Annotated in this window: 24 protein-coding genes; 9 read left to right on the forward strand and 15 right to left on the reverse strand. The window is 69.2% G+C overall.

Translation table 11 applies throughout. The annotated features are described in order from the left end of the window. Window positions 1–11: 11 nt before the first annotated feature. A complete protein-coding gene (locus ACTMTI_RS40290; RefSeq protein WP_441126040.1) occupies window positions 12–467 on the reverse strand; it encodes an Lrp/AsnC family transcriptional regulator in 456 nt (151 codons plus the stop codon). 93 nt (window positions 468–560) lie between these two features. Here ACTMTI_RS40290 and ACTMTI_RS40295 point away from each other — a divergent pair, with 93 nt between their 5' ends. Both ACTMTI_RS40295 and ACTMTI_RS40300 read left to right on the forward strand, forming a co-directional pair. After that, a complete protein-coding gene (locus tag ACTMTI_RS40295) occupies window positions 561–1,415 on the forward strand; it encodes an LLM class flavin-dependent oxidoreductase (RefSeq protein WP_441126041.1) in 855 nt (284 codons plus the stop codon). Next, the gene (locus ACTMTI_RS40300; protein WP_441126042.1) at window positions 1,412–1,837 is read left to right on the forward strand and encodes a nucleoside deaminase; all 426 of its coding nucleotides are present in this window, start codon (window positions 1,412–1,414) and stop codon (window positions 1,835–1,837) included. Before ACTMTI_RS40295 ends, ACTMTI_RS40300 begins: the two co-directional genes overlap by 4 nt. A gap of 117 nt (window positions 1,838–1,954) precedes the next feature. On the opposite strand, the gene ACTMTI_RS40305 is transcribed toward ACTMTI_RS40300, so the two are convergent. After that, window positions 1,955–2,263: a hypothetical protein gene (locus ACTMTI_RS40305; protein WP_441126043.1), complete on the reverse strand. Its 309-nt coding sequence runs from the start codon at window positions 2,261–2,263 to the stop codon at window positions 1,955–1,957. A 208-nt stretch (window positions 2,264–2,471) separates the two neighbouring features. On the opposite strand from ACTMTI_RS40305, the gene ACTMTI_RS40310 reads away from it, so the two are divergent. Next, window positions 2,472–2,927, forward strand: coding sequence for a hypothetical protein (locus ACTMTI_RS40310; protein WP_441126044.1), 456 nt, complete (start codon window positions 2,472–2,474; stop codon window positions 2,925–2,927). Window positions 2,928–2,991: 64 nt separating this feature from the next. After that, complete coding sequence (locus ACTMTI_RS40315) at window positions 2,992–3,375, forward strand: nuclear transport factor 2 family protein (RefSeq protein ID WP_441126045.1); 384 nt, start codon at window positions 2,992–2,994, stop codon at window positions 3,373–3,375. Between the two features lie 146 nt (window positions 3,376–3,521). On the opposite strand, the gene ACTMTI_RS40320 is transcribed toward ACTMTI_RS40315, so the two are convergent. After that, a complete protein-coding gene (locus ACTMTI_RS40320) occupies window positions 3,522–4,511 on the reverse strand; it encodes a hypothetical protein (protein ID WP_441126046.1) in 990 nt (329 codons plus the stop codon). Window positions 4,512–5,021: 510 nt separating this feature from the next. Beyond that, a complete protein-coding gene (locus ACTMTI_RS40325) occupies window positions 5,022–5,975 on the reverse strand; it encodes a helix-turn-helix transcriptional regulator (protein WP_441126047.1) in 954 nt (317 codons plus the stop codon). A gap of 80 nt (window positions 5,976–6,055) precedes the next feature. On the opposite strand from ACTMTI_RS40325, the gene ACTMTI_RS40330 reads away from it, so the two are divergent. Then, window positions 6,056–7,819, forward strand: coding sequence for an alpha/beta fold hydrolase (locus ACTMTI_RS40330; RefSeq protein WP_441126048.1), 1,764 nt, complete (start codon window positions 6,056–6,058; stop codon window positions 7,817–7,819). 41 nt (window positions 7,820–7,860) lie between these two features. Here the strand turns inward: ACTMTI_RS40330 and ACTMTI_RS40335 are convergent, their stop codons facing one another. The 3 genes from ACTMTI_RS40335 to ACTMTI_RS40345 form a co-directional block, all read right to left on the reverse strand. After that, a complete protein-coding gene (locus ACTMTI_RS40335; protein ID WP_441126049.1) occupies window positions 7,861–9,975 on the reverse strand; it encodes a protein kinase domain-containing protein in 2,115 nt (704 codons plus the stop codon). 270 nt (window positions 9,976–10,245) lie between these two features. Further along, on the reverse strand, window positions 10,246–10,698 hold the full coding sequence (locus ACTMTI_RS40340; RefSeq protein ID WP_441126050.1) for a nuclear transport factor 2 family protein: 453 nt from the start codon (window positions 10,696–10,698) through the stop codon (window positions 10,246–10,248). Window positions 10,699–11,102: 404 nt separating this feature from the next. Next, window positions 11,103–11,675, reverse strand: coding sequence for a TetR/AcrR family transcriptional regulator (locus ACTMTI_RS40345; RefSeq protein WP_441126051.1), 573 nt, complete (start codon window positions 11,673–11,675; stop codon window positions 11,103–11,105). Between the two features lie 94 nt (window positions 11,676–11,769). On the opposite strand from ACTMTI_RS40345, the gene ACTMTI_RS40350 reads away from it, so the two are divergent. After that, entirely contained in the window at window positions 11,770–12,627 is an 858-nt protein-coding gene (locus ACTMTI_RS40350) for an NAD(P)-dependent oxidoreductase (protein ID WP_441126052.1), read from the forward strand. A 3-nt stretch (window positions 12,628–12,630) separates the two neighbouring features. Here ACTMTI_RS40350 and ACTMTI_RS40355 read toward each other — a convergent pair whose 3' ends face one another. Continuing rightward, on the reverse strand, window positions 12,631–12,978 hold the full coding sequence (locus tag ACTMTI_RS40355) for a winged helix-turn-helix transcriptional regulator (protein ID WP_441126053.1): 348 nt from the start codon (window positions 12,976–12,978) through the stop codon (window positions 12,631–12,633). Between the two features lie 121 nt (window positions 12,979–13,099). Here ACTMTI_RS40355 and ACTMTI_RS40360 point away from each other — a divergent pair, with 121 nt between their 5' ends. Next, window positions 13,100–13,984, forward strand: a complete 885-nt coding sequence (locus ACTMTI_RS40360; protein WP_441126054.1) for an NAD(P)-dependent oxidoreductase — start codon at window positions 13,100–13,102, stop codon at window positions 13,982–13,984. A gap of 21 nt (window positions 13,985–14,005) precedes the next feature. Here the strand turns inward: ACTMTI_RS40360 and ACTMTI_RS40365 are convergent, their stop codons facing one another. Together ACTMTI_RS40365 and ACTMTI_RS40370 are read right to left on the reverse strand one after the other, a co-directional pair. Continuing rightward, window positions 14,006–14,395 carry a type II toxin-antitoxin system VapC family toxin gene (locus ACTMTI_RS40365; protein ID WP_441126055.1) on the reverse strand — a complete coding sequence of 130 codons (390 nt, stop codon included), beginning with the start codon at window positions 14,393–14,395 and terminating at the stop codon, window positions 14,006–14,008. Next, window positions 14,392–14,619 (reverse strand): FitA-like ribbon-helix-helix domain-containing protein, encoded by a 228-nt coding sequence (locus tag ACTMTI_RS40370; protein WP_441126056.1) that lies wholly within the window; start codon window positions 14,617–14,619, stop codon window positions 14,392–14,394. The genes ACTMTI_RS40365 and ACTMTI_RS40370 overlap by 4 nt, the downstream gene beginning before the upstream one ends. Window positions 14,620–14,748: 129 nt before the next feature. Between ACTMTI_RS40370 and ACTMTI_RS40375 the strand changes: the two genes are divergently transcribed. Beyond that, window positions 14,749–15,177, forward strand: a complete 429-nt coding sequence (locus tag ACTMTI_RS40375) for an Hsp20/alpha crystallin family protein (RefSeq protein ID WP_441126057.1) — start codon at window positions 14,749–14,751, stop codon at window positions 15,175–15,177. 65 nt (window positions 15,178–15,242) lie between these two features. Further along, window positions 15,243–15,743, forward strand: a complete 501-nt coding sequence (locus ACTMTI_RS40380; RefSeq protein ID WP_441126058.1) for a general stress protein — start codon at window positions 15,243–15,245, stop codon at window positions 15,741–15,743. On the opposite strand, the gene ACTMTI_RS40385 is transcribed toward ACTMTI_RS40380, so the two are convergent. From ACTMTI_RS40385 to ACTMTI_RS40405, 5 genes are all read right to left on the reverse strand, one after another. Then, window positions 15,740–16,921, reverse strand: coding sequence for a M20 family metallopeptidase (locus ACTMTI_RS40385; RefSeq protein WP_441126059.1), 1,182 nt, complete (start codon window positions 16,919–16,921; stop codon window positions 15,740–15,742). The two genes, ACTMTI_RS40380 and ACTMTI_RS40385, sit on opposite strands and share 4 nt — an antisense overlap. 24 nt (window positions 16,922–16,945) lie before the next feature. After that, window positions 16,946–18,442 carry an AbgT family transporter gene (locus ACTMTI_RS40390; RefSeq protein ID WP_441126060.1) on the reverse strand — a complete coding sequence of 499 codons (1,497 nt, stop codon included), beginning with the start codon at window positions 18,440–18,442 and terminating at the stop codon, window positions 16,946–16,948. A 247-nt stretch (window positions 18,443–18,689) separates the two neighbouring features. After that, window positions 18,690–19,010, reverse strand: coding sequence for an AzlD domain-containing protein (locus tag ACTMTI_RS40395; RefSeq protein WP_441126061.1), 321 nt, complete (start codon window positions 19,008–19,010; stop codon window positions 18,690–18,692). Continuing rightward, window positions 19,007–19,753 (reverse strand): AzlC family ABC transporter permease, encoded by a 747-nt coding sequence (locus tag ACTMTI_RS40400; RefSeq protein ID WP_441126062.1) that lies wholly within the window; start codon window positions 19,751–19,753, stop codon window positions 19,007–19,009. Before ACTMTI_RS40400 ends, ACTMTI_RS40395 begins: the two co-directional genes overlap by 4 nt. Before the next feature lies 1 nt (window position 19,754). Further along, window positions 19,755–24,926 carry an amino acid adenylation domain-containing protein gene (locus ACTMTI_RS40405; RefSeq protein ID WP_441126063.1) on the reverse strand — a complete coding sequence of 1,724 codons (5,172 nt, stop codon included), beginning with the start codon at window positions 24,924–24,926 and terminating at the stop codon, window positions 19,755–19,757. Window positions 24,927–24,940 lie beyond the last annotated feature (14 nt).

Genomic DNA, 24,940 nt, shown 5'->3' on the forward strand with positions numbered 1-24,940 from the left:
CGGTGGGGCCATCAGGCGTCCGGGGCTCGCTGCGGACCGCGGTACGGCAGCGTCTGACTGTAAACGACGTTGGTCGTCGTGCTTCCGAACTCGGCGAGCTCGTCGATGAGCTGTTCCAGATGGCGCATGGATGCCGCGGCGACCTTCAGCGTGTAGCAGTCGTCGCCCGTGGTTCGCAGGCACTCCAGGATCTCCATCCGTTCGGCGAGCAGCTGGTGCAGCGGCTCGTGCCGGCTGCCCGGATACTTGAGGCGTACGACGGCGAGCACCGCGTACCCGACCTTCTCCAGATCGACGTCGGCGTGGTAGCCGGTGATGACGCCCATCGATTCGAGGCGTCTCACCCGTTCGGTCGTCGCCGACGAACTGAGGTTCACCCGCCGTCCGAGCTCGGTCAACGGGATGCGGCCGTTCCGTTGGACCTCCACGAGGATCGCCCAGTCGCTCGCGTCAAGATTCTCGGCCATCCGGCAAACTTACCGGCAGAATCACGGTCATCCACCGCCTATGCCGGAAGCACTCTCTTCATCGGGGCTGATCGCCTGGGATAGCCTGAATCGATGCGAGTAGGCGTGAACGTACCGAATTTCGGGCCCGGCACCGACCCAGGCGTCCTGCGCAGCTGGGCGCAGACCGTGGAGGGGCTGGGCTTCGATCTGCTGATGGTCTCCGACCATGTGGTGGTGACACCCGACGTCGCCGAGCAGTATCCCGCGCCGTTCTATGAGCCGTTCACCACCCTCGCCTGGCTCGCCGGCATCACCGGCCGGGTCCGGCTCGGTACTACGGTGCTCATCGCGCCGTACCGGCACCCGCTCCTGACCGCTCGCATGGCCGCCAACCTCAACCAGCTCAGTGGCGGCCGGCTGGTCCTCGGCGTGGCCTCCGGTTGGGCCCGGCAGGAGTTCGCGGCGCTCGGCGTGCCGTTCGACCAGCGCGGGAAGCTCACTGACGACACCCTCCGGGCGGTACGGGCCGCCCGGGACGACATCGACGACTACCGCGCCGGCCCGATACCGCTGTGGATCGGCGGCAACAGCGACGCCGGCATCCGCCGGGCGGTTCGCCTCGGCGACGCGTGGCACCCGCTGCGGAACACTCTTCCCTGGCTGCGCGAGGCGGTTGACCGGATGAAGGTCATCGCCGGCGACCAGCCGGTCCCTGCTTTCGCCCCGCGCATCATCCTGCGGATCACCGGCTCGCCGGTCACCGGTCCCGACCGGCTCGCCGGCGAGGGGACCATCGACCAGGTCGTCGAGGACCTCGAACAGCTGCGGCTGCTCGGTGCTGAGACCGTCGTCCTCGACCCGTTCGACGGCGACCCGGACGAGACGCTTCATCCCGAGGCGAAATGGCAGATGCTCGCCGCCGTCGCCGCCCATTGGGACCTTCACCCGCGAAAGGAGCAACCGTGACACAGGGCGAGGAACGACTTCTTCGCCGCGCGATCGAACTCGCCGCCGCGGCGCGGGCGGCCGGCAACCCGCCGTTCGGATCGCTGCTGGCAGACCCGGACGGTCGCGTGCTGGCCGAGGAGCGGAACACCACGCTCACCGACGCCGACATCAGCGCGCACCCCGAGCTGAAACTGGCCCGCTGGGCGGCCCGCGAGCTCGATCCCGCCACCGCGGCCGCCACGACCATGTACACGAGCTGCCAGCCCTGCACCATGTGCACGGGGGCGATCCAGCGTTCCGGGCTCGGCCGCGTCGTGTTCGCCCTCTCCGAGGAGCAGCTCAACGGCCTCAAACCGGGTGGCGGCTGGCCGCAGGTGCCGTATGAGGGCCCGGCCCTGTATGACGAGGCGCGCGTCCCGGTCGAGGGGTACTACACCTGAGTCGCCGTGGCCCCGCCACCACCTGCCTTGGCTGGGCCGGGCGAGCGGCTGGCCGGCTGCATTCATCTTCGGCGTTCCGGCTCTGGGCCTGATCGCGGTACGCGGACGATCGGACAGTCACTCCTGCACTGAGTGGGCGCCTCGGCCGGTGAGGCCGGGGGCCTCCTCCTCCTGGCCGAAGGTGATCACCATGTACCTGCCGTTGGCGTAGCTCACCACGGGCCGCTGGAGCATCTCACCCACCCTGCGGGCGACACTCTGGAACAGCTCCACCAACTCGGGAGTATCGGCGCTCACCCTGAACCGTCCGTCGGCGACGAGGTGCTGGGCGACCAGGTCGGAGAAGACCAGCTCGCTCCGGGCTCTCTCCTCCACGGTGAGAGGGGTGCGCTGAGGCGCGGGCTGCGTGCCAAGAGGCTGGGGCATCGCTGATCTCCTCGTGATCGCCGTCCCCCAAGAATGCCATCCGCGCCACCCCTTTGGTCCACTATCGAGCCACGTGCGCGTAGCCGGCTGAGTGAGCCGGAAACCACGCTGAACCGACGTGACCCCGGCAAAGGTTTCGGTCACGGCACCAGGTGACGGGGAACCCGCTGAATGAACCGGCCCTCTCCTCGGAGCGTCACATCTGGGTATGAAGCAAAGATCCTTCGGCCGGGCAAGCGGCTGGCTGGCGGTGTTCGTCCTCGGCGTCCCGGCCTTGGGGCTGATCGCGGTGGCTCTCGCGTTGCGCGGGCGATCGGCCGTGATGTTCGCGGTGCCGTACCTGGTGCTGATCGTCTTGGCCTATCTCGTAGGGCTGGTCCTGCTCGCGGTGCTCAGGTTCTCGCCGGACTGGCTGCGCGCGCTCGTCGCGGCGGTCGTCGTGTACGTGATCGCGCTCGTCACGCCGTTCACCAGCGTGATGGCGAGCTATCCGATCCAGGTGATCAGGTGCGGGGGCCTGCCCATCGTCGCGACCGGGTTCGCCGCTGCCATGAGCTACGACGTCCCTGGCGGTGGGGACTACTACGTGACGCCGCTGCACGGCTCGTTCTTCTGTACGGAGAAGGAAGCCAAGGCCGCCGACTACCACCGTTTCGACTTCTAGTGCCGTGGGCGCCACGCCACCGTGAGAAAGTCAGGTGTCGGTGCTCAGATGTAAGGTCCGGCACGTGGACGAGACATCCAGAACCCGACATGTCGTACGTGCCTACGTTGACAACGCCGAGCGACGTGACTGGGAAAGCTTTGGTGCCCTGCTCGTCGAGGACGTGGTGTACGAAATGCCGCAAACCCGTGAACGAATCCGCGGGAAATCGACCTTCCTCCAGTTCAACATGGAATATCCCGGTGATTGGCACCTCCAGGTGAGGCGCATCGTGGCCGATGGCCGCCATGCTGCGGCGTGGATCGACGCGCGCGTCGGCGCCGAGCACCAGGACGCATGCGTGTGGTTCGAACTTTCCGGCCAGGGACTGATCAGCCGGATCACCGATTACTGGCCAGAGCCGTATGATCCGCCGTCTGGTCGCGAGCACCTTGTGGAGCGCTGGTAAGCCTTCCACAAGGCACACGACAAGGGCGGCGGCCGCTCCTGCCGGGTTTCGCCTCTTCACCCGACCGAGGTGAACCCGGTGAACCTTCGCAAGTGCCGGCGATGGCGGCGGGGTTCCATGGGCCCGCGGATTTCCTTCCTCCGTCCTCAGTTGATGGACGCGGTCCTTGGGGCCGGGACCTGCACCCGGCCCTCGTACGGGTCGATGCGGTTGAGCGCGCTGCGGGTGATGTCGGCCACGTCGGCGTCGGAGAATTCCTCGGTGAGCGGGATGCCCAGCGCCGCGAACAGGTCTCGGGTCTCGGCCACGGTGGGGGCGTCGCTCAACGGCGTCGCCTTGTGGATCGGCAGCAACCGGGTCTGGTTCAGGCTGTTCTCCAACTCGACGTACCAGGGGTTGTAGTGCGGGCTGGTACGCGGGATCGCCAGGCCGGGGAACTCGGGCCCCCGCTGAGTGATCACCAGGTTGTGCGAGGTGAGGTCACAGCGGAACAGCGAGATCGTGTTCGACAAGCCGATCTTGAGCTCCAGCAACTGACTGTTGCGCTGGCGGTACCAGCAGGCGGACAGGATCGTGGCGTACACGTCCTTTCGCGTCCCGAGTGAGGTCCACTCCTTCTCCTCCGAGCCGTCGTGGGACAGGTTGCGGTGGAGCTCGGTGTAGGAGGTGCACAGCGCCTCGTCGGTGGGGTCGAGCAGCTCCAGCAGGAAGCGCAGCTTGCTGCGGGTGCGCTTGACCCGCTCGATGCACTCGGGCAGGGTGACGGCTCTGATGTACGTGCCGGTGCCGCCCTTGAACAGCCACATGTCGCTGCCCGCCCGAGCCTCGGCCAAGACTCGGGTGATGGCCGCCCCGCTGAGCGACTTCACCGAGTCGCCACTGGCCAGCACCCGCCACATTCCGTCGGTATTCCGCGCCACGGTGGCGATCTGATCCGCCATGCGCCCCTGCCTGGTGCGGTCCCTGATCCACACGAACGCGAGCAGGGCCAGCACCGGCAGGATGAGCTTGTCGGATTGGCCGTCCTTCAGCACCTCCAGCAGGTCGAGCACGCTCACGGCGGCGGCGACGAGGAGCACGACGCCGAGATCCACATTGGTAAGCGCGCCACGGAGACGCGCGAGGACGGTTGCCATGATTGTCGTTTAACCGCCCTGTGGTAGCGCGTCAAGCGGATCTGCCGTACTGACGGGGGCGTCTGCCGCGCACGGGGCCCCACGTCTGCTACGGGCTGTACGCCAACGCCAAGAGCGGCAACCAGGGCAGCGTCACCCGCGACGGCGTCATCGAGGAATGGGACACCCACCCCGGCGGCGGCCGTGTCTCCGCCGGCAGCCCGGCCGCGGAGATCCTCACCACATATCTGTTCCACCATCAGGCCGTGGCCTACTGCTGCGCCGGTGCGGACCTGCGGCCGACCGATGCCCGGGCGATCACCGGACCGTCCGACACCTGGCTGAGACTGCCCGAACGGGACTGGTGGAGCTGACCAGCGGCGTGTACATGATGGCCCGGTTCCATGACCTGGAACCAGGCCTTGTGACCGGGTCCACGACGCACTCAAGCGATCACCGGGCCCGCGGTGATCAAGCGGCGACGGCGAACCGGGGGCGCCGGCCGTCGCGCAGCAGCTTGGCTCAAAATCCCTAGGCCGGGGCGTGGTCGGAGCGGGCCACCGCCGCGGTGAGGGCTTCGACGTGGGCGGCGAGGGCCGCGGTGAGGGCCGGCGGGTTTCTCACGGTGAACGGCCAGGGCAGGCCGGTCAGCAGGCGTGCCATCGCCGCGAGGTCTTCTGCCCCGCTGACCAGCAGCACCCCGCCCTCCGGACAGGGACGGAGCTCGCCGAAGGTGGCGGGGAGCCGGGCGCTGGCGGTGGCCAGGTCGGTGTCGAGCCATACCTCCGTGCGATGCGTCCACGCGCCCAGCGTCAGGGCTCGCAGAACGTGCGCCACCGGGTCGAACCCGGCGGGCGCGGTGAATCGGCGTGGCAACTCGGCGGCGCCCGTGATCCGGTCGAGGCGGAACATGCGCAGGTCGTCGCGCAGGTGGTCGTGGCCGACCAGATACCAGCGGCGCGCGTGCACGACCAGCCCGTACGGGTCCACGTCGCGTGCGCGGCCGCTGTGCTCGATCCGGACCGCGCGGCGCGCCTGGACGGACGCGGCCAGCGTCAGCGCCAGGTCGGGCTCCGGTGTCAGCGGCTCCGAGCCGGTCACCGAAGTGGCCGCGCCCAGGGCCTTGACGCGTTCCCGCAGCGCCGTGGGAAGCAGGCGGTTGAGCTTGACGAGCGCGCGGTCGGAGGGGGAGGGCGCGCCGGCTGTCTCACGCTCGCTCGCTGCGGCGAGCGCGACCGCCACGGCGACGGCCTCCTCGTCGGAGAGCATGAGCGGCGGCAGCCGGTAGCCGCGGGCGAGCCGGTAACCGCCGTAGCGTCCGCGTACGGACTCGATGGGTATGTCCATGTCGCGCAGGGCGGTGACGTAGCGGCGCACGGCTCGGGCGTCGACCTCGAGCCGCCTGGCGACTTCGTCTGCGGACACCAAGCCGCGATTTTGCAGGAGTTCGAGCAGCGCCAGGACGCGAGCGGCGGGACGGGACACCGCCGCATCCTAAATCAGGGCAGAAAGCGTCCACAATCCTTCCTAGCCTGGCCCCGTACGACACTCGAAGGGAGTCCGTCATGTCCGTCATTGTTCTCGTCGGTGGCTCTTTCCTCGGCGCCTGGGCGTGGGAACGGGTCACGCCCGTGCTCGCCGCCTCCGGTCACGACGTCCACCCGCTGACGCTCACGGGGTTCGGCGACCGGGCGCACCTCGGCTCGGAGGCGACCACGCTGACCACGCACGCCCACGACATCAGGGCCGCGATCGAGGTCGCCGGGCTGCGTGACGTCGTGCTCGTCGCGCACTCCTACGGGGGCGCCCCGGCGACGGTCGCCGCCGCCGCGATCCCCGGGCGCATCGCCCGTCTGATCTACGTCGCCGCCGTCCTTCCGCAGGCGGGCAGGACGCTGTTCGACATCGCGCCGCCAGGTGTCGAGGAGGCGATCATGAACACCGTGGTGGACGGGTGGATCCCCGTGATGAGCGACGAGATCATCGATGCCAACTTCGGCGCGCACGGGCTCACGCCGCAGGACCGGGGCTGGTTCCGCGCCCGGGCGGCCGGCCAGCCCGTCAACACCTACCGCGACCCCGCGCCGGCCGATCTCGGGGCGGTGGAAGGGCTGCCGCGCACCTTCATCGCCTGCACCGGCGACCCCCGGCGAGCCGGCCGCTCCGCCCGGCCACGAGCTGGTCACCCTCGACGCCGGACACTGGCCTATGATCACCAAGCCAGTGGAGCTGGCCCACCTGATCGACAAGGCGGCGCGGGGCTGATGCGGCCATACCGCGTGGAGGTCCCGCAGGCCTGTCTCGACGACCTCGCCGAGCGCCTGGCCCGGACCCGCTTCACCCGTTCGCTACCCGGCCGGGGGCACGGCGTGCCGTCCGAGCGGGTCAGGAGGCTGGTGGAACGCTGGCGCGAGGCGTTCGACTGGCGGGCGCAGGAGGCCGCCGTCAACGCCCATCCGCAGTTCGTCACCGACATCGACGGGGTGGACGTGCACTTCCTGCACGTCCGCTCGCCCCGGCCGGGCGCCTTCCCGTTGGTTCTCACGCACGGCTGGCCGATGTCGGTCGTGGAGTACCTCTCCGTCATAGGGCTGCTCGGTGACGAGTTCGACCTGGTCATCCCCTCGATCCCTGGCTTCGGGTTCTCCGGGACGCCCCGGGAGGCCGGCTGGAACCGCCGCCGCACGGCCGGGGCCTGGGCCGAGCTGATGCGCCGGCTCGGCTACGAGCGGTACGGCGTCCACGGCAACGACGTCGGCGCCCTCATCTCGCTGGAGCTCGGCCGTCTCGACCCCCGGAACGTGACCGGAGTGCACGTCACCCAGCTCTTCTCCCTGCCCTCGGGAGATCCCGGCGAGCTGACGGTACTGGGGCCCGGCGACCTGGCGAAGGTACGTACGATGCAACGCTTCTTGGACGAAAGGGGCGCCTACCTCAAGCTGCAGTCCACCCAGCCGCAGACGCTCGCCCACGCGCTGGCCGACTCACCGGCCGGCCAGCTCGCCTGGAACCTGCAGCTGTTCGGCGAGTCGGTCGACGACGACTACATCCTCGCCAACGCCACGATCCACTGGGTGACCGACAGCGCGGGCAGCGCGGCCCTGTCCGGCTACCACGGGAACGAGCAGCCGCCCGGACCGACGTCGTTCCCGCTCGGCGTGGCCTGCTTCGCCGGCGACTTCTTCCCGACGGTCCGAGCCCTCGCCGAGCGCGACCACACGGCCATCGTGCACTGGAGCGCATTCGACCGCGGCGGCCACCACGCCGCGCAGGAGGCTCCGGAGCTCCTCGCCGGGGACATCCGCGCCTTCTTCGCAGCCCGCCGCTGAAGGCCCACGGCTACCCGCGCTTGCCCGCCAGCTTGAAGCTTTCAGCCCGCCGCCCGCCGGGACAGGATCGCCATGCGTTCGCCGGCGAAGAAGGCGCGCGCGAGGCTGCCGCGGACCGCCGGTCCGGCGCCCACGCACTTGGACACGTAATGGACGCCCACCGAGACCACGACGGCGATGAAGACGTACGCCCAGATGTCATGCAGCAGCCCGGCCGCCACCCCGGTGGCCAGGATGATGATCAGGATGGCGTAGACCAGCATGGTCCACCACCACTGCTCGTAACCGCGGGCGAAGACCTTGCCCCGCTCCGGAATGGTGGAGAACTCCTTGCGCGAGGCGCGGATGGTCCGCGTCGCCAGCCTCAGCGTGATGCCGTTGCACGCCGTCACCGCGAGGGCGCCGGCCGCGGAGGTCCACGGCCAGATCCAATACAGCTCCTCCCAGAACGTCGACAGGATCGTCGTGGGCACCGCCACCACCGCCATCGAGCGCATGAGCAGCTCCGTCGCCGTCGCCAGCCTTCCGGGAATGGCCCTGACGGAGAGCCGCGCGAAAATGGTCTGGTAGTACTTCGCGGCCACCAGCCCCTGGCAGAAGGCGATGATGTTGGCCGCCAACCCGGCGTCGGCGACGAACTCCTCCATCTTCACCTCGCCTGTGACGACGTCGTCGAGTTTGAGCAGCGCGGTCTTCGCGGCGATGAACCACCAGGAAGCGGTCGCGATCACCGAGAAGAGCAGGAGGTACTCCTCGCGCCGCGGCCGCCCATCGCCCAGCTTCCGCCACGACACCATCTGCTTGAACTGTGTGGCCACCTCCCGCGACGTCGGGGCGTATTTCGCGAACGGCCGGGCGAAATCGCTCTCCTGCACCTCGGACTCCTGCTGCACCAGCGCGAAATAGAAATCCAGGTGCTCGCCGAGGGCGTCGAACGCGAACTGCTCGGTGTCCGGCCGCAGCAGCAGCCGCCGCTCGGGACGCTCGTCTATCAGGTCTTCCAGTACGCGGCCCAGGATCGGGCTCGTGGTCCAGATCTCGTCCGGCGTCCGGCCGTCCCTGGGCGGGCTCCCGGTCAGGATCTCCATGAGAATGATGCCCAGCGAATAGGCGTCCGCGGTGACGGATTCGGGCCGCCTGTTCTTGATCTCCGGCGCGATGTAGACCGAGTCGTCGTGCTCGGCGATGCCCACCTGGCGGCTGTAGAGGTGGTTGATGCCCAGGTCGATCAGGCGGACCTCGGCCGTCTCCTTGTCCAGGATGACGTTGTTAGGCGACAGGTCGAGGTGCTGGCTTCGCGGATCCTTCGGATCCACCGGGGCGCCGCCTGCCAGACGGTGGAGCGCCGCCGTTAATTTCGCGGCGACCTGCTGGGCCTTCCTGAGGCGGGCGGCCATGGTCGGCCCGCCTTCCTCGAAGGAGGACAGGTGTTCGCCCAGTGTCTCCCCCTCCTGGAACGGCATGACGACCCATCGGTCGGAGGAGGATATGGGCTTGACGACGACGGAGGTGATCTCGTCGGTGCCGTACGTGGCCGCGTACGCGTCGGTGGCCCGGGCGATGGCGGCGAGTTTGTTCCACGGGAACAGGACGCATTTCAGAGCGAGCAACGGCCGGGCGCCCGCTTCGTTCACCGCCTGACTTCTACGGCCTTTCAGAATGAACGACGTGGTGCCCGCTTTGTGGTATTCGGTGGTGCGGAAGTCAATATCGTCCCACGTGCGCGACTCGGCGGATTCCGCCACGCGATTGGCCGGTCGGTAGACCACCCGGATCGCCTCTTTGAGCCATGGGTCGGCGAACAGTTCGGCGCAGTATTCGTCCGTCTCCTGCTGCGCCGTCAGGTCGGGGGACTTGAAGCGGCGGTCCAGCAGCTTGACGGTCACGCAGACGAGCGAGATGACGCCGTGGAGCAGCGAGGCGGGCCTGGACGCGCTCCTGAGCCGGGCATCGTCGCAGGCCGTCATGAAATCGGCGCGATGCTCCATCTCATAATTGGAGATGTGGTCCAGGATATCGTTGAGAAAAGCCTCCGTGCCCTTTTGCGCGGTCGCCTCGTCCTGCTCCATGAGCCGGCGCGTCTGCCGCTCCGGACTGCGCCCTTCGATTTCCTCGAGCAGGGCTCTCGCATACGATCTCACTGACAGCTGCGCCATGAGTGATCCTGATCCGGCGGAATGTGCGTGCAGTAAATCAAGCGCTGGCCCCGAGGATACGCGGCGATGGTCATCGCAATCAATCTGTTACGATCCGTGATCAGCGCCTTCAAGACGCTACGTCGGCAAGCGCCCGCGCACCTGGCTCTCCCTCACCGGCGAGGGCCGCCGGGCCCTCGCCTACATCCCGAGCCCGCTCTTCACGGAATCTCCCACGCGCCGCTCCCCATGCCCGCGACGCCCGCACCCCTGACTTGTATGACGCCCGTGCTACCCGCAGACGGCGGTGATGGCGGCGGGGTCCCAGTAGAACGGGCGGCATTCGAGCATGCGCCCATTCCTCACCCGGATCAGCTGCAGGATCAGCGCGTCGACTTCCCGGCCGGTGGCGCGGGAGCGGAAACACACCCGGTTGCGCACCACGACAGTGTCCCCATACCCCCAATGCTCCTGCTCCAGGAACTCCATCGACTCCCAGGTCTCGCTGAACGCCGCCAGGAACTGCTCCATGCCGTCATGACCGCGCCACGTCCCGGTCCCCGTGAACGGCAACCCGGGAGCCTGATGCAGGACGACCTCGGGATCCAGGTAAGCCGCGACCTCACCGTAGTCGGCCTGGCCGTATCCGCCCGCGGCCACGTACGCGGCCTCGGCCGCATAGAACTTCTCCATTACCGCCCAGGCGTCGTCCCGCGCTCCGCCTGCCATGTCTTCACTGGTCATGGCCTCCAGCGTCGTGAGGTCGGGGACGCCGTGCTGGCGGCTATCAGACCTCGTTGCACAGGCCTTATGGGGAGTTCGCCCGCTCCCCATGCCAAGAGGCCCAGAGCGCCGCGTCCCCCCGGTCGCCACCAGCTCCTCGTGACCGCCGACCTCGACCACACGCCCATCCTCCATGACGGCCACCCGATCGGCGTCCCGGGCCGTCTGCAGCCGGTGCGCGATGGCCCGCGACAGCAGGTATGGCGGCAACGTCAGGCCCCACCATCCACGCCGTCCCCAGCACCGCGCCGACGGCGCAGCGGCGCCACTGGCTGCGGACCAGCCACCAGAGGTACCGCCCGGCGCTACGAGAGTCCGGATTGTCCGCTTCCATGATCCGCAGTTTAGTAACCGTCAGCCCGGGGTCATCGGTAGGAGTCGATGAGCCGGGCGAGGTGCCGGCCGGCGATCTCCAGCGGCGCCTCGCTCTCCGAGACCTGCGCCGACATCTCCGCGCCCTCCAACGTGTTGATCACCGTGTGGGCGAGATCGTGCGCGACGTCCTCGGCGAAGCCGGATCGGCGGAGCTTGTCGCGGACGAGGGTGCGCCAGTTCTCGTACGCCTCCTCGGCGGCCCGCTGGATCTCCGGGACCCGTCCCGCGCTCTCCAGTGCCGCGGTGGTGACCGGGCAGCCGTCCAGCCAGCCGGAGTCACGCAGGCCCGCCGCCAGGTCGCGGGTGCAGGCGATGATCGCCGCGGCCGGGTCGTCGACCTGGGCGAAGGCCGTGCGCAGGAACTCGGCGAACTCCCTGTCCCCGTGCCGGACCGCCTCGACCGCCAGCTCCTTCTTCCCGCCGGGGAAGAAGTGGTAGACCGAGCCGAGCGTGGCCTTGGACTCCTGCGAGATCTGCTTGAGGCCGGTCGCCTCATATCCCTGCCGCTGCATCAGCCGGGACGTCGTCCGGACGATCCGCTCCCGGGTGCCGATGGTCTCCATGGCTCACAGCATATTGGGTAGAGCGTTCGTTCTAGCGGTGTGCTAGCCTCCTGGCTCTAGATAGAGCGTTCGTTCTAGTCGTTGAGGAGACGTGATGAAGTCCGTTACCGTGATCGGCCTCGGTCCCATGGGGCAGGCGATGGCCGGCGCCTACCTGAGCAGCGGCTACGACGTGACGGTGTGGAACCGCACGCCGCAGCGGGCCGATGAACTGGTGGCCCGGGGCGCCGAGCGTGCGCCGTCCGTCGAGGCCGCGCTGACCGCCGCCGACCTGGTGGTGCTGAGCCTGGTCGACTACGACGCGATGTACGCCATCCTGGAGCAGGCCCCATCCGCCGCCCTGGCCGGCCGCACGGTGGCCAACCTGACCTCCGACACCCCCGGCAGGGCCCGCGAGGCGGCGGCCTGGCTGGCCGAGCGCGGCGCCGTGCAGATCACCGGCGGCGTTCAGGTGCCGCCCCCGGGCATCGGCACGCCGGGAGCCGAGACCTACTACAGCGGCCCGAAGGACGCGATCGAGGCGCACCGGATTGCACTGGAGGTGCTGACCGGGATCGACTACCTCGGCGAGGACCCGGGCCTGGCGGCGCTGTACTACCAGATCGGGATCGACATGTTCTGGACGGGACTGGTGGGCTACCTGCACGGCCAGGCTGTGGCCGAGGCCAACGGGATCTCGGCCGAGCGGTTCCTGCCGCACGCCGTCAAGACCATGGACTTCCGGTATTTCCTGGAGTTCTACGCCCCGCGCATCGCCGCCGGCCAGCACGAGGGGGACGTCGAGCGGCTGTCGATGGGCGTGGCGAGCATGGAGCACGTCGTCCACACGGCGCGGGCGTCCGGCGTGGACGCCTCCCTGCCGGCGGCCATCCTGGAGATCTTCCGCCGGGGCCTCGCCGCGGGCCACGGCCAGGACAGCCTCACGAGTCTGGTGGACGTACTGAAGCGATAGCGATCAGGGCCGGACCTGCTCCCAGGGGATGGACTCGATGCGCTCGATGTGCTCTTCACCCCATTCCCCGAGCGGTGCCATCGCGGTGTTGAGAGTGTGGCCGAAGTCGGTGAGCGAGTATTCGACCTTGGGCGGGACCTGGTGATAGACCTCGCGGTGCAGCAGGCCGGCCGTCTCCATCTCCCGGAGTTGCAGGATCAGCACCCGCTCGCTGATGCCGGGCACCGCCCGCCGCAGCTCCCCGAACCGCAGGGGCCCGTCCTGGAGCGCGAACAGGATCAGCCCTTTCCACTTGCCTCCCATGACGGCGATGGCGGCGTCGAGCCCGCAGGTGAAGGTCCGTTTTCTCATCGATGATCACCACTCTCACCTACATTTCTGTCAGTACCCGGCAAAATTGTAGGTACTTGAGCGAATGACAGTAAGAGCTCCAGCATGGACCGGTCTCACCTCTCTATGACTGGAGCATGCAATGACACCTGTAACCGTCATCGGGCTTGGCTCGATGGGCACGGCGTTGGCCGAGGCGTTCGTCGAGGCCGGGCACCCGACCACCGTGTGGAACCGGACCGCGGCGAAGGCCGCCCCTCTCGTCGCCAAGGGCGCCACCCATGCCGGCGCGATCGAGGCCGCGGTGGCGGCGAGCCCGCTGGTCATCGCCTGCCTGACGGGGTACGACGCCACCCGCCGAGCCCTGGAACCGGCCGCCGCGACCCTGGCAGGCCGGGCCCTGGTCACCTTGAACAGCGGCTCCCCGGCCGGCGCCCGCGAGATGGCCGCCTGGGCGGCCGGCCACGGCGCCCGGTTCCTCGACGGGGCGATCAAGAACGTGCCGTCGGCCGTGGGAGCGCCCGACACCCTGCTCTACTACGGCGGCGACAAGACGGTGTTCGACGAGCACCTGGCGACGCTGAAGGTCATGGGCGGCGACACCGTCCATCTCGGCGCGGAGCCGGATCTCGCCGCGCTGTACGAGATGGCGGTGGGCGCCACCCTGCTGCCGGCGCTCGTCGGCTTCTTCCAGGGCGCCGCCGCCGTCCAGGCTCGCGGGCTGGAGGCGGGCAGCCTGGTGCGGTTCACCGTCAAGTGGCTGGAGATGATCGCCGCCCTGCTCCCCGAATATGCCCGGGAGATCGACAGCGGCGACTATTCCCAGCCCCAGTCCAGCGTCAACCTCTTCCTCGAGGGAGCCGCCTACGACGCGGAGCTCGGCCGGGAGGCCAACGTCGACGTGGCCTGGCAGGAGCCCCTCCATGACCTGGTGAGACGGGCCGTGGAGGCAGGCCATGGCGAGCACAGCATCTCGGCCCTGACCGAAGTGCTCAGGAAGCCGGAACGGGCGGCCTCAGCGCCGTAGGTCGCGGCGTCCAAACCAAGGTCAACTGCGCGGAAACACCTGCACATCGGCGTTATGTCCGCTTCCTACCAGCTTGCCGCCACAGGTGTAGAGCGGAGCCTCAAGCGCCTCGGCTAGCGCGAGATAAGAGGCGTCGTAGGCGGTGTAGTTGTGCCGCAACTCCCAGACCCGATCCGCGATGCCCTTGACCTCGTAACGGGCGATGTTGAGGGCAAGGTAGTCGGCTCGTGCCTGCTCGGCCGCGATCGTGGTCAGCTTGCCGCCCAAGGCAAGCCCGCGAAGCGTCGAAAGGACCTCCACATCGAGCAGGTGCGGGGCATGGACGCTCGCCTGAAGGGCGTCGAGGAGCTCTGTGTCCGCCTCGCGTCCGGCCAGAGCCTCGACCATTGCTGACGAATCAATGACGATCACTGCCTGCCCTCCGCGACAGCTTCAAGGATGTCAGCGGTCGAGGGGCCCTGGGAGCGATCTTTCGCCTTCAGTCGCTTGACTATCTCGGCATTGGTGGGGCGGGTCGCGATATCCGCTAGCTCCCTCGCGACGTACGCCGAGAGGGACATCCCTGCCTCGGCTGCGCGCTCTTTCAACGACTCGGCGACCGGCTCGGGGACATCGCGAATGTAGAGGGTTGCCATACACGCAATGCTAGCAGAGTGCAAGCAGGCGGGTCCGGCGGACGGCGGCCTCTGTGGCCTGTCGGCTGTTTGACAAAACCTCCAAATCGAGTTATATATTTTATAGAGCTTGACTTGGAGGTGGTGAGTATGGTCACCTCGATCGACTCGCTCATGCGCGAGTTCGAGCGGCAGTTCGACCGCCTGACCGGCCAGCTCCTCAGCAGCGCCGCGGCGACGATGCCGATGGACGCCATCCGCCGCCCGGACGAGATCCTGCTCCGCTTCGACGTTCCCGGCATCGAGCCCGACTCCCTCGAGGTCGAGGTCGATCGAGGCGTCCTGCTGGTGAGCGCCAAGCGGGAGGAGTCCTACGGCGAGGGCGACCGCGTGTTCGTCCAGGAGCGCCCGACCGGCATGTTCACGCGGCAGGTCTACCTGCCGGAGCGCCTGGACGCTGAGGGGATCCAGGCCGCGTACGACAACGGCGTGCTCGCCGTGCGCATACCGGTGGCGGAGACCGTCAAGCCGCGCAAGGTCGAGATCGCCAAGGGCGACACCAGGTCGATCTCACAGTGATCCCTGACGGCGCGCGTGACGGGTGAGGCTCCGTCACGCGCGCCGGAGGAAGGAGGCGGATCACCATGTTCAAGACGGCCCCGACGGTCATCCTGCCGAACGTCGAGGACCGGCCGGTGGTCGGCACCTACGCCACGGCGGAGCAGGCGCAGAAGGCCGTCGGCTTCCTCGCCGGCAACGGTTTTCCCGTGGAGCGCGCCGGCATCGTCGGCCACGGCCTGCGCCAGGTGGACACGGTTCTGGGCCGCGCCACCGCGCTGCGGGCCGCCGGGGCCGGAGCGGCCACCGGCGTCTGGTTCGGTCTGCTGGTCGGCCTGTTCATGTCGCTGTTCGTCGGCGAGCAAGGACAGGCGCTGCCGTTGATGCTCGGGGGCATGCTGTACGGCGCGATCTTCGGAGCGTCGTTCGGCCTGATGACCCACCTGGGCACGCGCGGCAGCAACCACGGCGTCGTCTTCCGTCAGTCCATCGTGGCCGACCGCTACGACGTGGTGGCCGATGCGCAGGTCGCCGACGACGCCCGCAACCTGCTGGTCAAACACGACTGGCGCAGCGGGCCCGCCTAGCTGGAGGAGGGACGCGGCCGGGCAGACGGGATGCCCATCTCGTCGGCGAAGCTGGAAATGATGCCCATGGTGAGCGCTGTGCGTTCCGGAATGTGATCGACGATGGCGTGCTCCGAGCGGGAGTGGGAGCCCGCTCCGACAGGCCCGAGCCCGTCCAGCACGGGCCGGCCGAGCGCGGAGACGAAGTTGGCGTCGCTGGCGCCGCCCACGCCTGCCTGGCGCAGGTCCAAGCCCTGTTCGATGGCCGCCTTGTACGCCCTGGCGAACAGATCTTCCGAGGCGGGGTTGGGGGTCATGGGAGGCCGGTTCCACCCGCCGGTGAGCGCGACGGAAACGCGCGGGTCCGGTGAGCGCAACTCGGCCAGCGCGGCGTCGACGCGGGCCATCTCTGCCGGGTCCGAGACGCGCACGTCGATGCCGCACGTGGCCTGGCCCGCGGTGACGTTGGTGCCGGTGCCGCCGCTGATGAGGCCGACGTTGACGGTCGTGCCGCGTTCGGGCGCGCCCAGCGTGGTGATGTGGGTGACCAGCGCGGCCAGGGCGTGAACGGCGCTGGCCCCGGCGGTGGGATCGAGGCCGGCGTGCGCCTCGACGCCCGTGGTGGTCACGTAGAAGATCCCGACGCCTTTTCTGGCGGTCTTCACCGCCCCGTCCACGGCACCCTCGAAGACCAGGCTGGCCAGCGCGCCCTCGCTGGCCGCCTCGATCCGTTCGCGGGAGGCCGGGCTGCCGATCTCCTCGTCGCCGTTGAAGATCAGGCGGACGGACGGGTGCGGGAGCCCGAGCTCCCGCAGGCCGCGCACCGCCCAGACCGCCTGGACCAGGCCGGTCTTCATGTCGAAGACGCCGGGCGCGCTGATGACGCCGTCGCTGATCTGCCACGGCCAGCCAGCGAGGGTGCCGACCGGCCATACGGTGTCGTAGTGGCCGACCAGCAGGACGAAGCCGGGGGCCGTGCCGTGGTAGGTCAGCTCCAGCACGTCGCCATGGCTCCCGCCGTCGTGGCGGTGGAGCCGGTCCGGCTGCCCGATGCGGTCGGCGGCCCAGTCTCCGATCTCGGAGATCGCCCGGTCGAGCAGTGGCTTGTCATCGCTCGGGCTCTCCAGCTCGACGAGCCTGCGCAGGTCGCCGAGCATGGTGGGAAGGGCCTGGTGGGTCCACATGGGAGCCGGTGTCACTGAAGGATCCTTAATCTAGAGGGATTACCGGACGGGAACGCCCGGTCCGAGGGGAATGCCGAGCGCCCACCACGCGAAGAAGAACAGCGTCCAGGTGACGAGCATTACCAGGCACAGGGGCAGGACGAGGGCCATCAGGGTGCCGATGCCGGCGGACTTGCGGTAGCGCTGGACGAACCCGAGCACCAGCACGAAGTAGGGGCTCATCGGCGACAGCGCGTTGGTGCAGGAGTCGGCGATGCGGTAGACCGCCTGGGTGGTCTCCGCCGGGATGTCCAGCAGCATCAGCATCGGCACGAACACCGGGCCGACCAGCGCCCACTGGGCGGAGCCGCTGGTGATCAGCAGGTTGATGATCGTGACGATGAGCAGGATGCCGAGGAAGACCACTGGGCCGTTGATCCCGGCTGCCTTGAGCAGGTCGGCGCCCTTGACCGCGAGGATCGTGCCGATGTTGGTCCACTTGAAGTAGGCCAGGAACTGCGAGATGGCGAAGAACAGCACGATGACCGGGGCCATCTCCTTCATACCGTGCGCCATGAAGTTGGGCACGTCGCTGCTCTGCTTGATGGTGCCGACGGTGCGCCCGTAGATGATGCCGACGACGCAGAAGGCGAGGCCGATCAGGAGGGCCACCGCACCGAGCAGCGGGCCGAGTGCCAGGTCGCCCTTCTCGTCGCGCAGCGGCGAGTTGGACGGGACGATGGCCAGCGCGACCAGCGCGGCGATCACGATCAGCGCGATGCCGGACCAGCGCAGACCGCGCCGCTCCTGGTCGGACAGGCTAAGGTCGCCCAGGTCGCCGACCTCGGCGTCGTCGTCGATCGGCATGCTCTTCGCCCGCTTGGTCAGGAGGGTCTCCGTCACCAGCGTGATGATGGCGGCGAGCACGAACGAGGAGCCGAGGGAGAAGAAGTAGTTGGCCAGCGGCGTGACGGTGACACTGGGGTCGACGGTGTGCGCGGCCTCGGTGGTGATGCCGCCCAGGATGACGTCGGTCGGGGTGACCACGGGGCTGGCGTCGAAGCCGGCCGCGACCGAGACGTAGGCCACGATCACGCCGATGATCGGGTTGCGGCCGACCGCGTAGAAGGCCAGCCCGCCCAGCGGGATCAGCACGATGTACGCCGAGTCGGCGGCCGCGTGGGAGATCATGCCGGTGAAAGCGAGCGCGAAGGTCACCCACCGCGCCGGCACACGCGAGATGCCGCGCCTGAGCACGGCGGCCAGCAGCCCGGACCTGTCGGCCACGGCCACGCCGAGCATGACCACCAGGACCGTGCCCAGCGCGGGAAATTCGGCGAAGTTGGTGATGGCGTCACCGAGGATCATCGCGGCGCCCTCGGCTGAGAGCAGGTTCTGGGCGACGACGGGCTTGCCGTCGGCGGGGTTGACCGCCGAGACGTTCATGGCCGCCAGCACCCAGCTCAGCACCATGAGGAAGGCGCTCAGGATGATGAACAGCCAGAACGGATGGGGGAGTTTGTTTCCGGCGCGCTCAATGCCATTCAGAACGCGCATGGTCGCTCTCAGCGAACGCGACTCTGTTTCCACGGTCAGGGGGGTGGACATGGGTCCCCACATTAATCAGGTTCTGGTATGCCCGCAAGGGTTTAGCGCATTTAGTGCACAAAGTGGTAAGCATGCATACCGCTTCGCCGCAAGCGCTCCGATAATGCCATCTTCAACTACATAAGACCAGGTCACATCGATGATTGTACCGTTCCAAAAAGGTCAGTCGCCAATCGCTGCGCGCAAGGCGACTCCCTCAGCCGATAAGCCAGCGGCTCAAATAGAACGCCGCAATGCCGATCGACGTGGAGAGCAGAAATCTTTTCGAAATCAGGCCCGCTGCGAAGGTGACCACGCCCCCGATCAGATAAGGATTCGCCAGCGTCACCTCGATGCCCTTTCCCGACGGCGCGAGAATGGCCGGGAACACCAGCGCGGCGAGTACCGCCGGCGGGGTGTATCTCAGCAGGGTCTCCACCAGCGGTGGCATCTCCCGGTCTGCGAGGACCGCCAGGGGTAGATACCGGGGCAGGAAACTGACCAGCCCCATGCCGATGATCAGCAGTGTCATGTTCATCGCGCGTTCTCCTTGACCTCGGCGTTGCTCTTCGTCCAGCGCTCGCACCCGGCCCCGACCGCCGCGCCGACGACCGCGGCCAGAACCACGCCGAGGTTGTACGGCAGGCCCTGCGCCACCATGACGGTCACTCCCGCGGAGCAGATGGCGGCGCCGACTCGCCAGTTCACCAGCCCGATCGCGAGCATGGCGACGAACATGCCGACCACCGGGAAGTCCAGGCCGAGCTTCTCCACGTCCGGCACGGCGGACCCGAGCGACATGCCGACCACCGTGGACAGCATCCACGTGACGTACAGCATCGCCGACGCCCCGAGGAAGAACAGGTGCTTGCTGTGGGTCAGCTCGCCCTTGCGCAGGCGTTCGATAGCCACGAAGAAGACCTCGTCGATCAGCCCGAAGCCGAGGACCACCCGCCAGCGCTGAGGGACCTCTTTGACGTACGGGATCAGGATCGTGGAGTACAGCAGCATCCGCAGGCCCAGGATGGCCGTGGTCAGAACGATCGCGGGCCAGCTCGTGCCATCGGCTATCAGCGCGAAGCCGACGAACTGTGCGGTGCCGGAGTTCACGGCCATCGCCAGAGCCAGGGTCTCGAACTCGGACAGCCCGCTGGACAAGCCGAGCACGCCTCCCGCGATGCCCATGGGAATGGCGGAGGCGAGGAAGGGCATCGTGCTCCTGGCCCCGGCCAGGAATTGCCGGGACGGCGTCAACGCCTCGGATGGTGGGGCGGTAGACATCTCAGTGCTCTTCCTTCCATAGCGAGCGCACCAGGTCGGCCACGGCGTGCGGCGCCGTGCTGCAGAAGTAGTGGCCGGCCGGGCCGACTTCCGCGAGCCGGGGTGCGGCGGAGAACAACGACCAGTCCGCGTAGCGGGAGTCGTAGTCCGGAGTGAGCGGGTCGTCGGTGGCGTAAACGGCCGTGAGGGGGACGCCGAGCCTGGTCCCGGCCCCGCCTTCGGCCTGCGCGAGCAGGTAGTCGTTGGCGGAGCGGGAGTCGTGCCTGAACACTCTCGCCACGAAGGCCGCCTGGTCCGGCGTGAGCGGGCCCAGTTCGGTCACGCCAGCCAGCCAGGCCAGGATGTCGTCGTCGCTCATCGTGTCCGCCTGGCGCACGGCCTCGCGTGTGGTGCGGGCGTCGTGAAGGAGCTTGCCGGCGACGACGACGTGCAGCGGCGGGTTGCCTGCCGCCTCCATCAGGCGCGCCGTCTCCACGGCCAGTGCCGAACCCACACAGTGGCCCCAGAGCAGCACGTCCCCGGCGATCGTGGTGCGGATCTCGTCCGCCAGCAGCCGGGCGGCCTCCCGTACGGACACCAGGGGCTCGCCGGGATGCCCGGCGTCGTGCCCGGGGAGTTCGACGCCGTAGACGGCGATGTCGTCCGCCTCGCCGAGGGCGGCGGCCAGCGGTTCGAAGTTGATGGCCGTGCCGCCGGCGTAGGGGAGGCAGACCAGGGCGCACCGGGCGTCGCCCGGGTTCTCCGACAGGGCTCGGAGCAGGCCCTGATCCGTCCGGGCGCCCTCGTCCAGCCGGGTCTGGGCCACCGCGGACAGCGGCCCGAGGGTGGAGTTCCGCATCAGGTCGGTGAGCGACACGAGGCCGTCCAACTCCATCACCACCCGCATCGCGGCCAGGGAGCCGCCGCCGAGCTCGAAGAAGTTGCCGTCGAGCGTGATGCTCTCCAGTGGCACGTCGAGAACCCTGGACCACGCCTGCGCGATGCGGAGCTGCACCGGCCCCTCTGGGCGCGGGGCCCCGCCGGAGGCGCTCGGCTTGCGGGGCCGGTGGAACGTCCGGCGCGGACGCTCCGGAAGGAGCTCCAGGCCGCCGGGCATGCGACGGGCGTACCGGCCGGTGGGGACCGTGACGTTCTCGTCATCGGCCGCGACGAGAACGACCTGACCCGGCGTGGCGAAGGGCGCCCGCAGGCCGTAGTCGTCCACGACCCGCGGGTGGAACGGCCGGACGGGGTCGGAGACGAGCCCGGCCGCCTCCGCCGGGAGCGCTTCGGCCCGCTCGGCGGTGGCCAGGGCCGCGCTCTCTTCGGCGGGCAGCAGGTCGGCGAGATGATGCGGGGTGTCGGGAACGGCGGTCATCGCCTCGAACGCGGCCGTGTAGTAGGCGCCCATCCTGGCCACCTGCCAGGGCTCGAACAGGTGGGCGTGATAGTGCAGGCTCAGCCGCACCTCGTCGGTGATGAAGTGCCTGGAGAACTCGGCACGCAGCACGAATTCCGTCTCCGAGTTCGCCCGCACGTCGAGCAGCGCGAAACCCTCGCGTGCCTCGAGCTGCCTGAGCAGGTAGAAATGGGTGAAGTTGAAGGCGGTCTCGAACAGCGGGTCCTGGATTCCCAGGTCGCGCTTCATCTGCGCCATCGGATAGCGCCGCGCCGGCAGCAACTCGACCTCGGAGCGGTAGACCTGGCGCACCAGGTCCGCCCAGGAGCCCTCTTCGAGGCGGGTGCGGAAGGGCACCGTGTTGAGGAACAGGCCGATCGCCTCGGTGGCGCCGTGGGTCTCCGGCCGGCCGCTGTGCTCGTAACCGGTCACGACGTCGCGCTCGCCGGCGACCAGCGAGAGCACCTTGAGATGCGCGGCCAGCGCGACGTTCTTGACCGGCACGGCCAGCGTGTCGGCCAGCGCCACGATCCGGTCGGACAGCCCGCGCGGGAACTCCACCTCGTGGAACACCACGGGAAAGACGTCAGGCTCGGCCGCGTCCCTGGTCCTCGGCAGCTCGGTGAAGCTGCCTCCGGCCAGCAGCCGGCCCCAGTACGAGCGGTGCTCCTCGGCTTCCAGCGAGCGGCGTTCCAGCGCGATGTAGTCGCGCACATGATTGCCCGGCAGGGCGCCGGGCAGCGGGCGGCCTTCCACGAGCCGGTGGTAGATGTCGAACAACGTGGTGTGCACCAGCGTGATGCTCCAGCCGTCGAGCGCCGAGTTGTGCTGGCTGAGCGTGTAGCGGAACAGGTCGTCGCCGAGCACGTGCACGTGCAGCCGGACCAGGCCGGGCTCCGTCCAGACGAAGCGGTGGGACTTCTCCCGCTCGACCCACGCCCGGTACCAGGCGTCCTGCTCCTGTTCGGTCTTGCCGCGCAGGTCGGCGACGAAGAGCGGAGCAGGCGCATCCTGGTGGACGAACTGCAGGTACTCGCTGTAGCCCGTGAGCTGGTAACTGGTGCGGAAGATGGGGTTCCGCGCGACGAGAATCCGCACCGCCTGTTCGAACCGCTCGGCGTCGAACGCGCTCTGGATCGTGTAGCTGATGATGTCGTGATATTCGACGGTGGAGTGCGACAACTCGCTCTGGAAGACCAGGCCGGCCTGGAGCTGGGTCATCGGGTAGGCGTCCACCACCCCGTCCGGGATCTTCGCCCGGTCTTCCGGTCTCAGCAGCTCGAACGGCTCCGGCACGCGGGTCTCCGCGCCACCCGAGGTGTCTGCCGCCACCGCCGCGAGCCGGTCGATCGTCGGATTCTCGAAGAGCTGCTCGAAGGTGAAGTCCAGGCCGTGAGCGCGGCACTTGGCCAGCACGGTGACGAAACGGATCGAGTCGCCGCCGAGCGCGAAGAAGTTGTCGTGCACGCCGACCCGCTCGCGGCCGAGCACCTCGCCCCAGATGCGGGCCAGGTGCTCCTCCCGCGGTGTCCGCGGGGCGGTGTATTCGGCCGCCTCACTCGGCTCGGGCAACGCCCGGCGATCCAGCTTGCCGTTCGGCGTGAGCGGCCAGCGCTCCAGCGTGACCAGCCGGGCGGGCACCATGTACTCAGGAAGCTCGCCTCTGAGATGGCTTTTGAGCGCGTCCTCCGGGATCGGCTCGGACGCCAGCACATAACCGCGGAGCGCGCCGTCCTTCTCGCGAGCCACGACCAGGGCGTCCCGCACGCCGGCGTGCCGGCGCAGGCACTCCTCGATCTCGCCCGGCTCGATCCGGTAGCCGCGCACCTTGACCTGGTGATCCATCCGGCCCAGGAACTCGATGGCGCCATCAGGCAGCCGGCGGGCCAGGTCCCCCGTGCGGTAGACGCGCTCCTCGCCGGCGTGCGGGGCGGCGGTGAACCGCTCGGCGGTCAGCTCCGGGCGGCCGAGATACCCCCGGGCCAGCTGGACACCGGCGATGCACAGCTCCCCGGGGACGCCGACCGGCTGGGGGCGCAGGCCGGCGTCGAGGACGTGGACGCGGGTGTTGTCGATCGGCCACCCGATCGGCACCCTGCTCTCGTCACCCCGGCACGCGTAGTGGGTGACGTCCACGGTGGCCTCGGTCGGCCCGTACAGGTTCACCAGGCGCGCGGAGGGGACCACCTCGTGGAAGCGCCGGACCTGCTGCGGGGTCAGCGCCTCGCCGCTGGCGAACACCTGCCGTAGCGTGGCCGTCCCGTCCTGCTCGCCGGCCCCGGACAGGAAGTCGAGGAAGGCGCCGAGCATGGACGGGACGAAGTGCATCGTGGTGACGCCGTGCCGCCGGATGGCGGCGACCAGCGCTTCCGGGTCCCGCTCAGCGCCCGGCTCGGGCAGGCACACCGCCGCGCCCGCCGGCATCCCCCAGAACAGCTCCCACACCGAGACGTCGAAGGACGTGGGCGTCTTCTGCATGATGACGTCGGCGGCGGTGATCGGGTACGCCTTCTGCATCCAGCTGATGCGGTTGACCGCCGAGCGGTGCTCGATCTGGACGCCCTTGGGCGCACCGGTCGAACCCGACGTGTAGATCACGTAAGCCAGATCGCGAGCGGTGCCCTGGACCGGCGGGGGAGTCGACTCCGGCGCGTACGAGGCCTCCTCCGTCAGGTCCAGGACCGCCGCCTCCGCGCCCGCCAGCCCGGCGAGGTGGGGCTGGGTGAGGACCATGCGCGCGGCGCTGTCGCGCAGGAGGTACGCGATCCGCTCCCGGGGGTTACCCGGGTCGATCGGCAGGTACGCGCCCCCCGCCCGCAGCACGGCGTAGATGGCCACGTACATCTCCGGCGACCGCTCCGCCAGCACCGCCACGAGGTCGTCGCGGCCCACGCCGCGACCGCGCAACGTGTGCGCCAGGCGGTTGACCCTGGCGTTCAGCTCGGCGTACGTGAAGTGGAAGCCGTCGCCCACCACGGCGACGCCGTCCGGAGTCGCGGCGGCCCGCCGCGCGAGCAGCTCGTCGAGCCGTACCGTGTCGTCGAAGGCGACGTCCGTGGCGTTCACCGCGGCGCCCAGCGCGCGGTCCGCGTCGGAGCGCAGGTCGAGGGCGCTCAGCGGCGTGTCGAGATGGGCGGTGGCCTGGTCGAGCAGCGAGGCGCAGTGCGCGAGGAGCCGCCGCGCGGTGTCCGCCGTATGGCTCTCGATCCTGTGCGACAACCGCAGGACCAGGTCGTCCGCCTGCCGGACGAAGGTGAAGACGAGCGGGAACTCCGCCCGATCAGCGTCGTCGTCCACCGGACCGACGAGCACGTCGGCGAGCGGGCCGTCGCCGGTGAGCAGCTCGATCGGGTAGTCCTGATGCTCGACCGCCGCCCGCAACCGGGTCGCGACCTCGCCGAGCAGGTCGCGCAGCGTGCTGTCGCGGCTGATCGGCAGCCCGAGCGGCAGCGTGGACGCCAGCGGCGGCGGACCGCCGGGGACCGGGATGGCGGGCGTGGCCAGCACGACCTCCTCGCCGCCCGTGTAGCGCTGGAGCAGCGCACCGACCGCGGCGATCAGCAAGGAACGCAGGGCGAGGTCCTGACCTCGGGCCAGCTTCAGCAGCCGATCCGTCAGGGCGCGATCGAGGCCGAGCGTGGCGGCGGCGTGCGGGCCGCGGGAGGGCGCGGCGTGGTCGGCGGGGAAGCCGGCGCGCTCGGGCAGCGCCGCCAGCTCCGCGCGCCAGTACGCGCCCTCGCGGGGCCGCTGCGCGGCCGCGACCTTGAGCCCGCCCAGGGTCTCGATGGATTGCATGGTGCTCTCCCAGC

Source organism: Nonomuraea sp. H19 (genome assembly GCF_052068215.1).
Lineage (GTDB): Bacteria > Actinomycetota > Actinomycetes > Streptosporangiales > Streptosporangiaceae > Nonomuraea.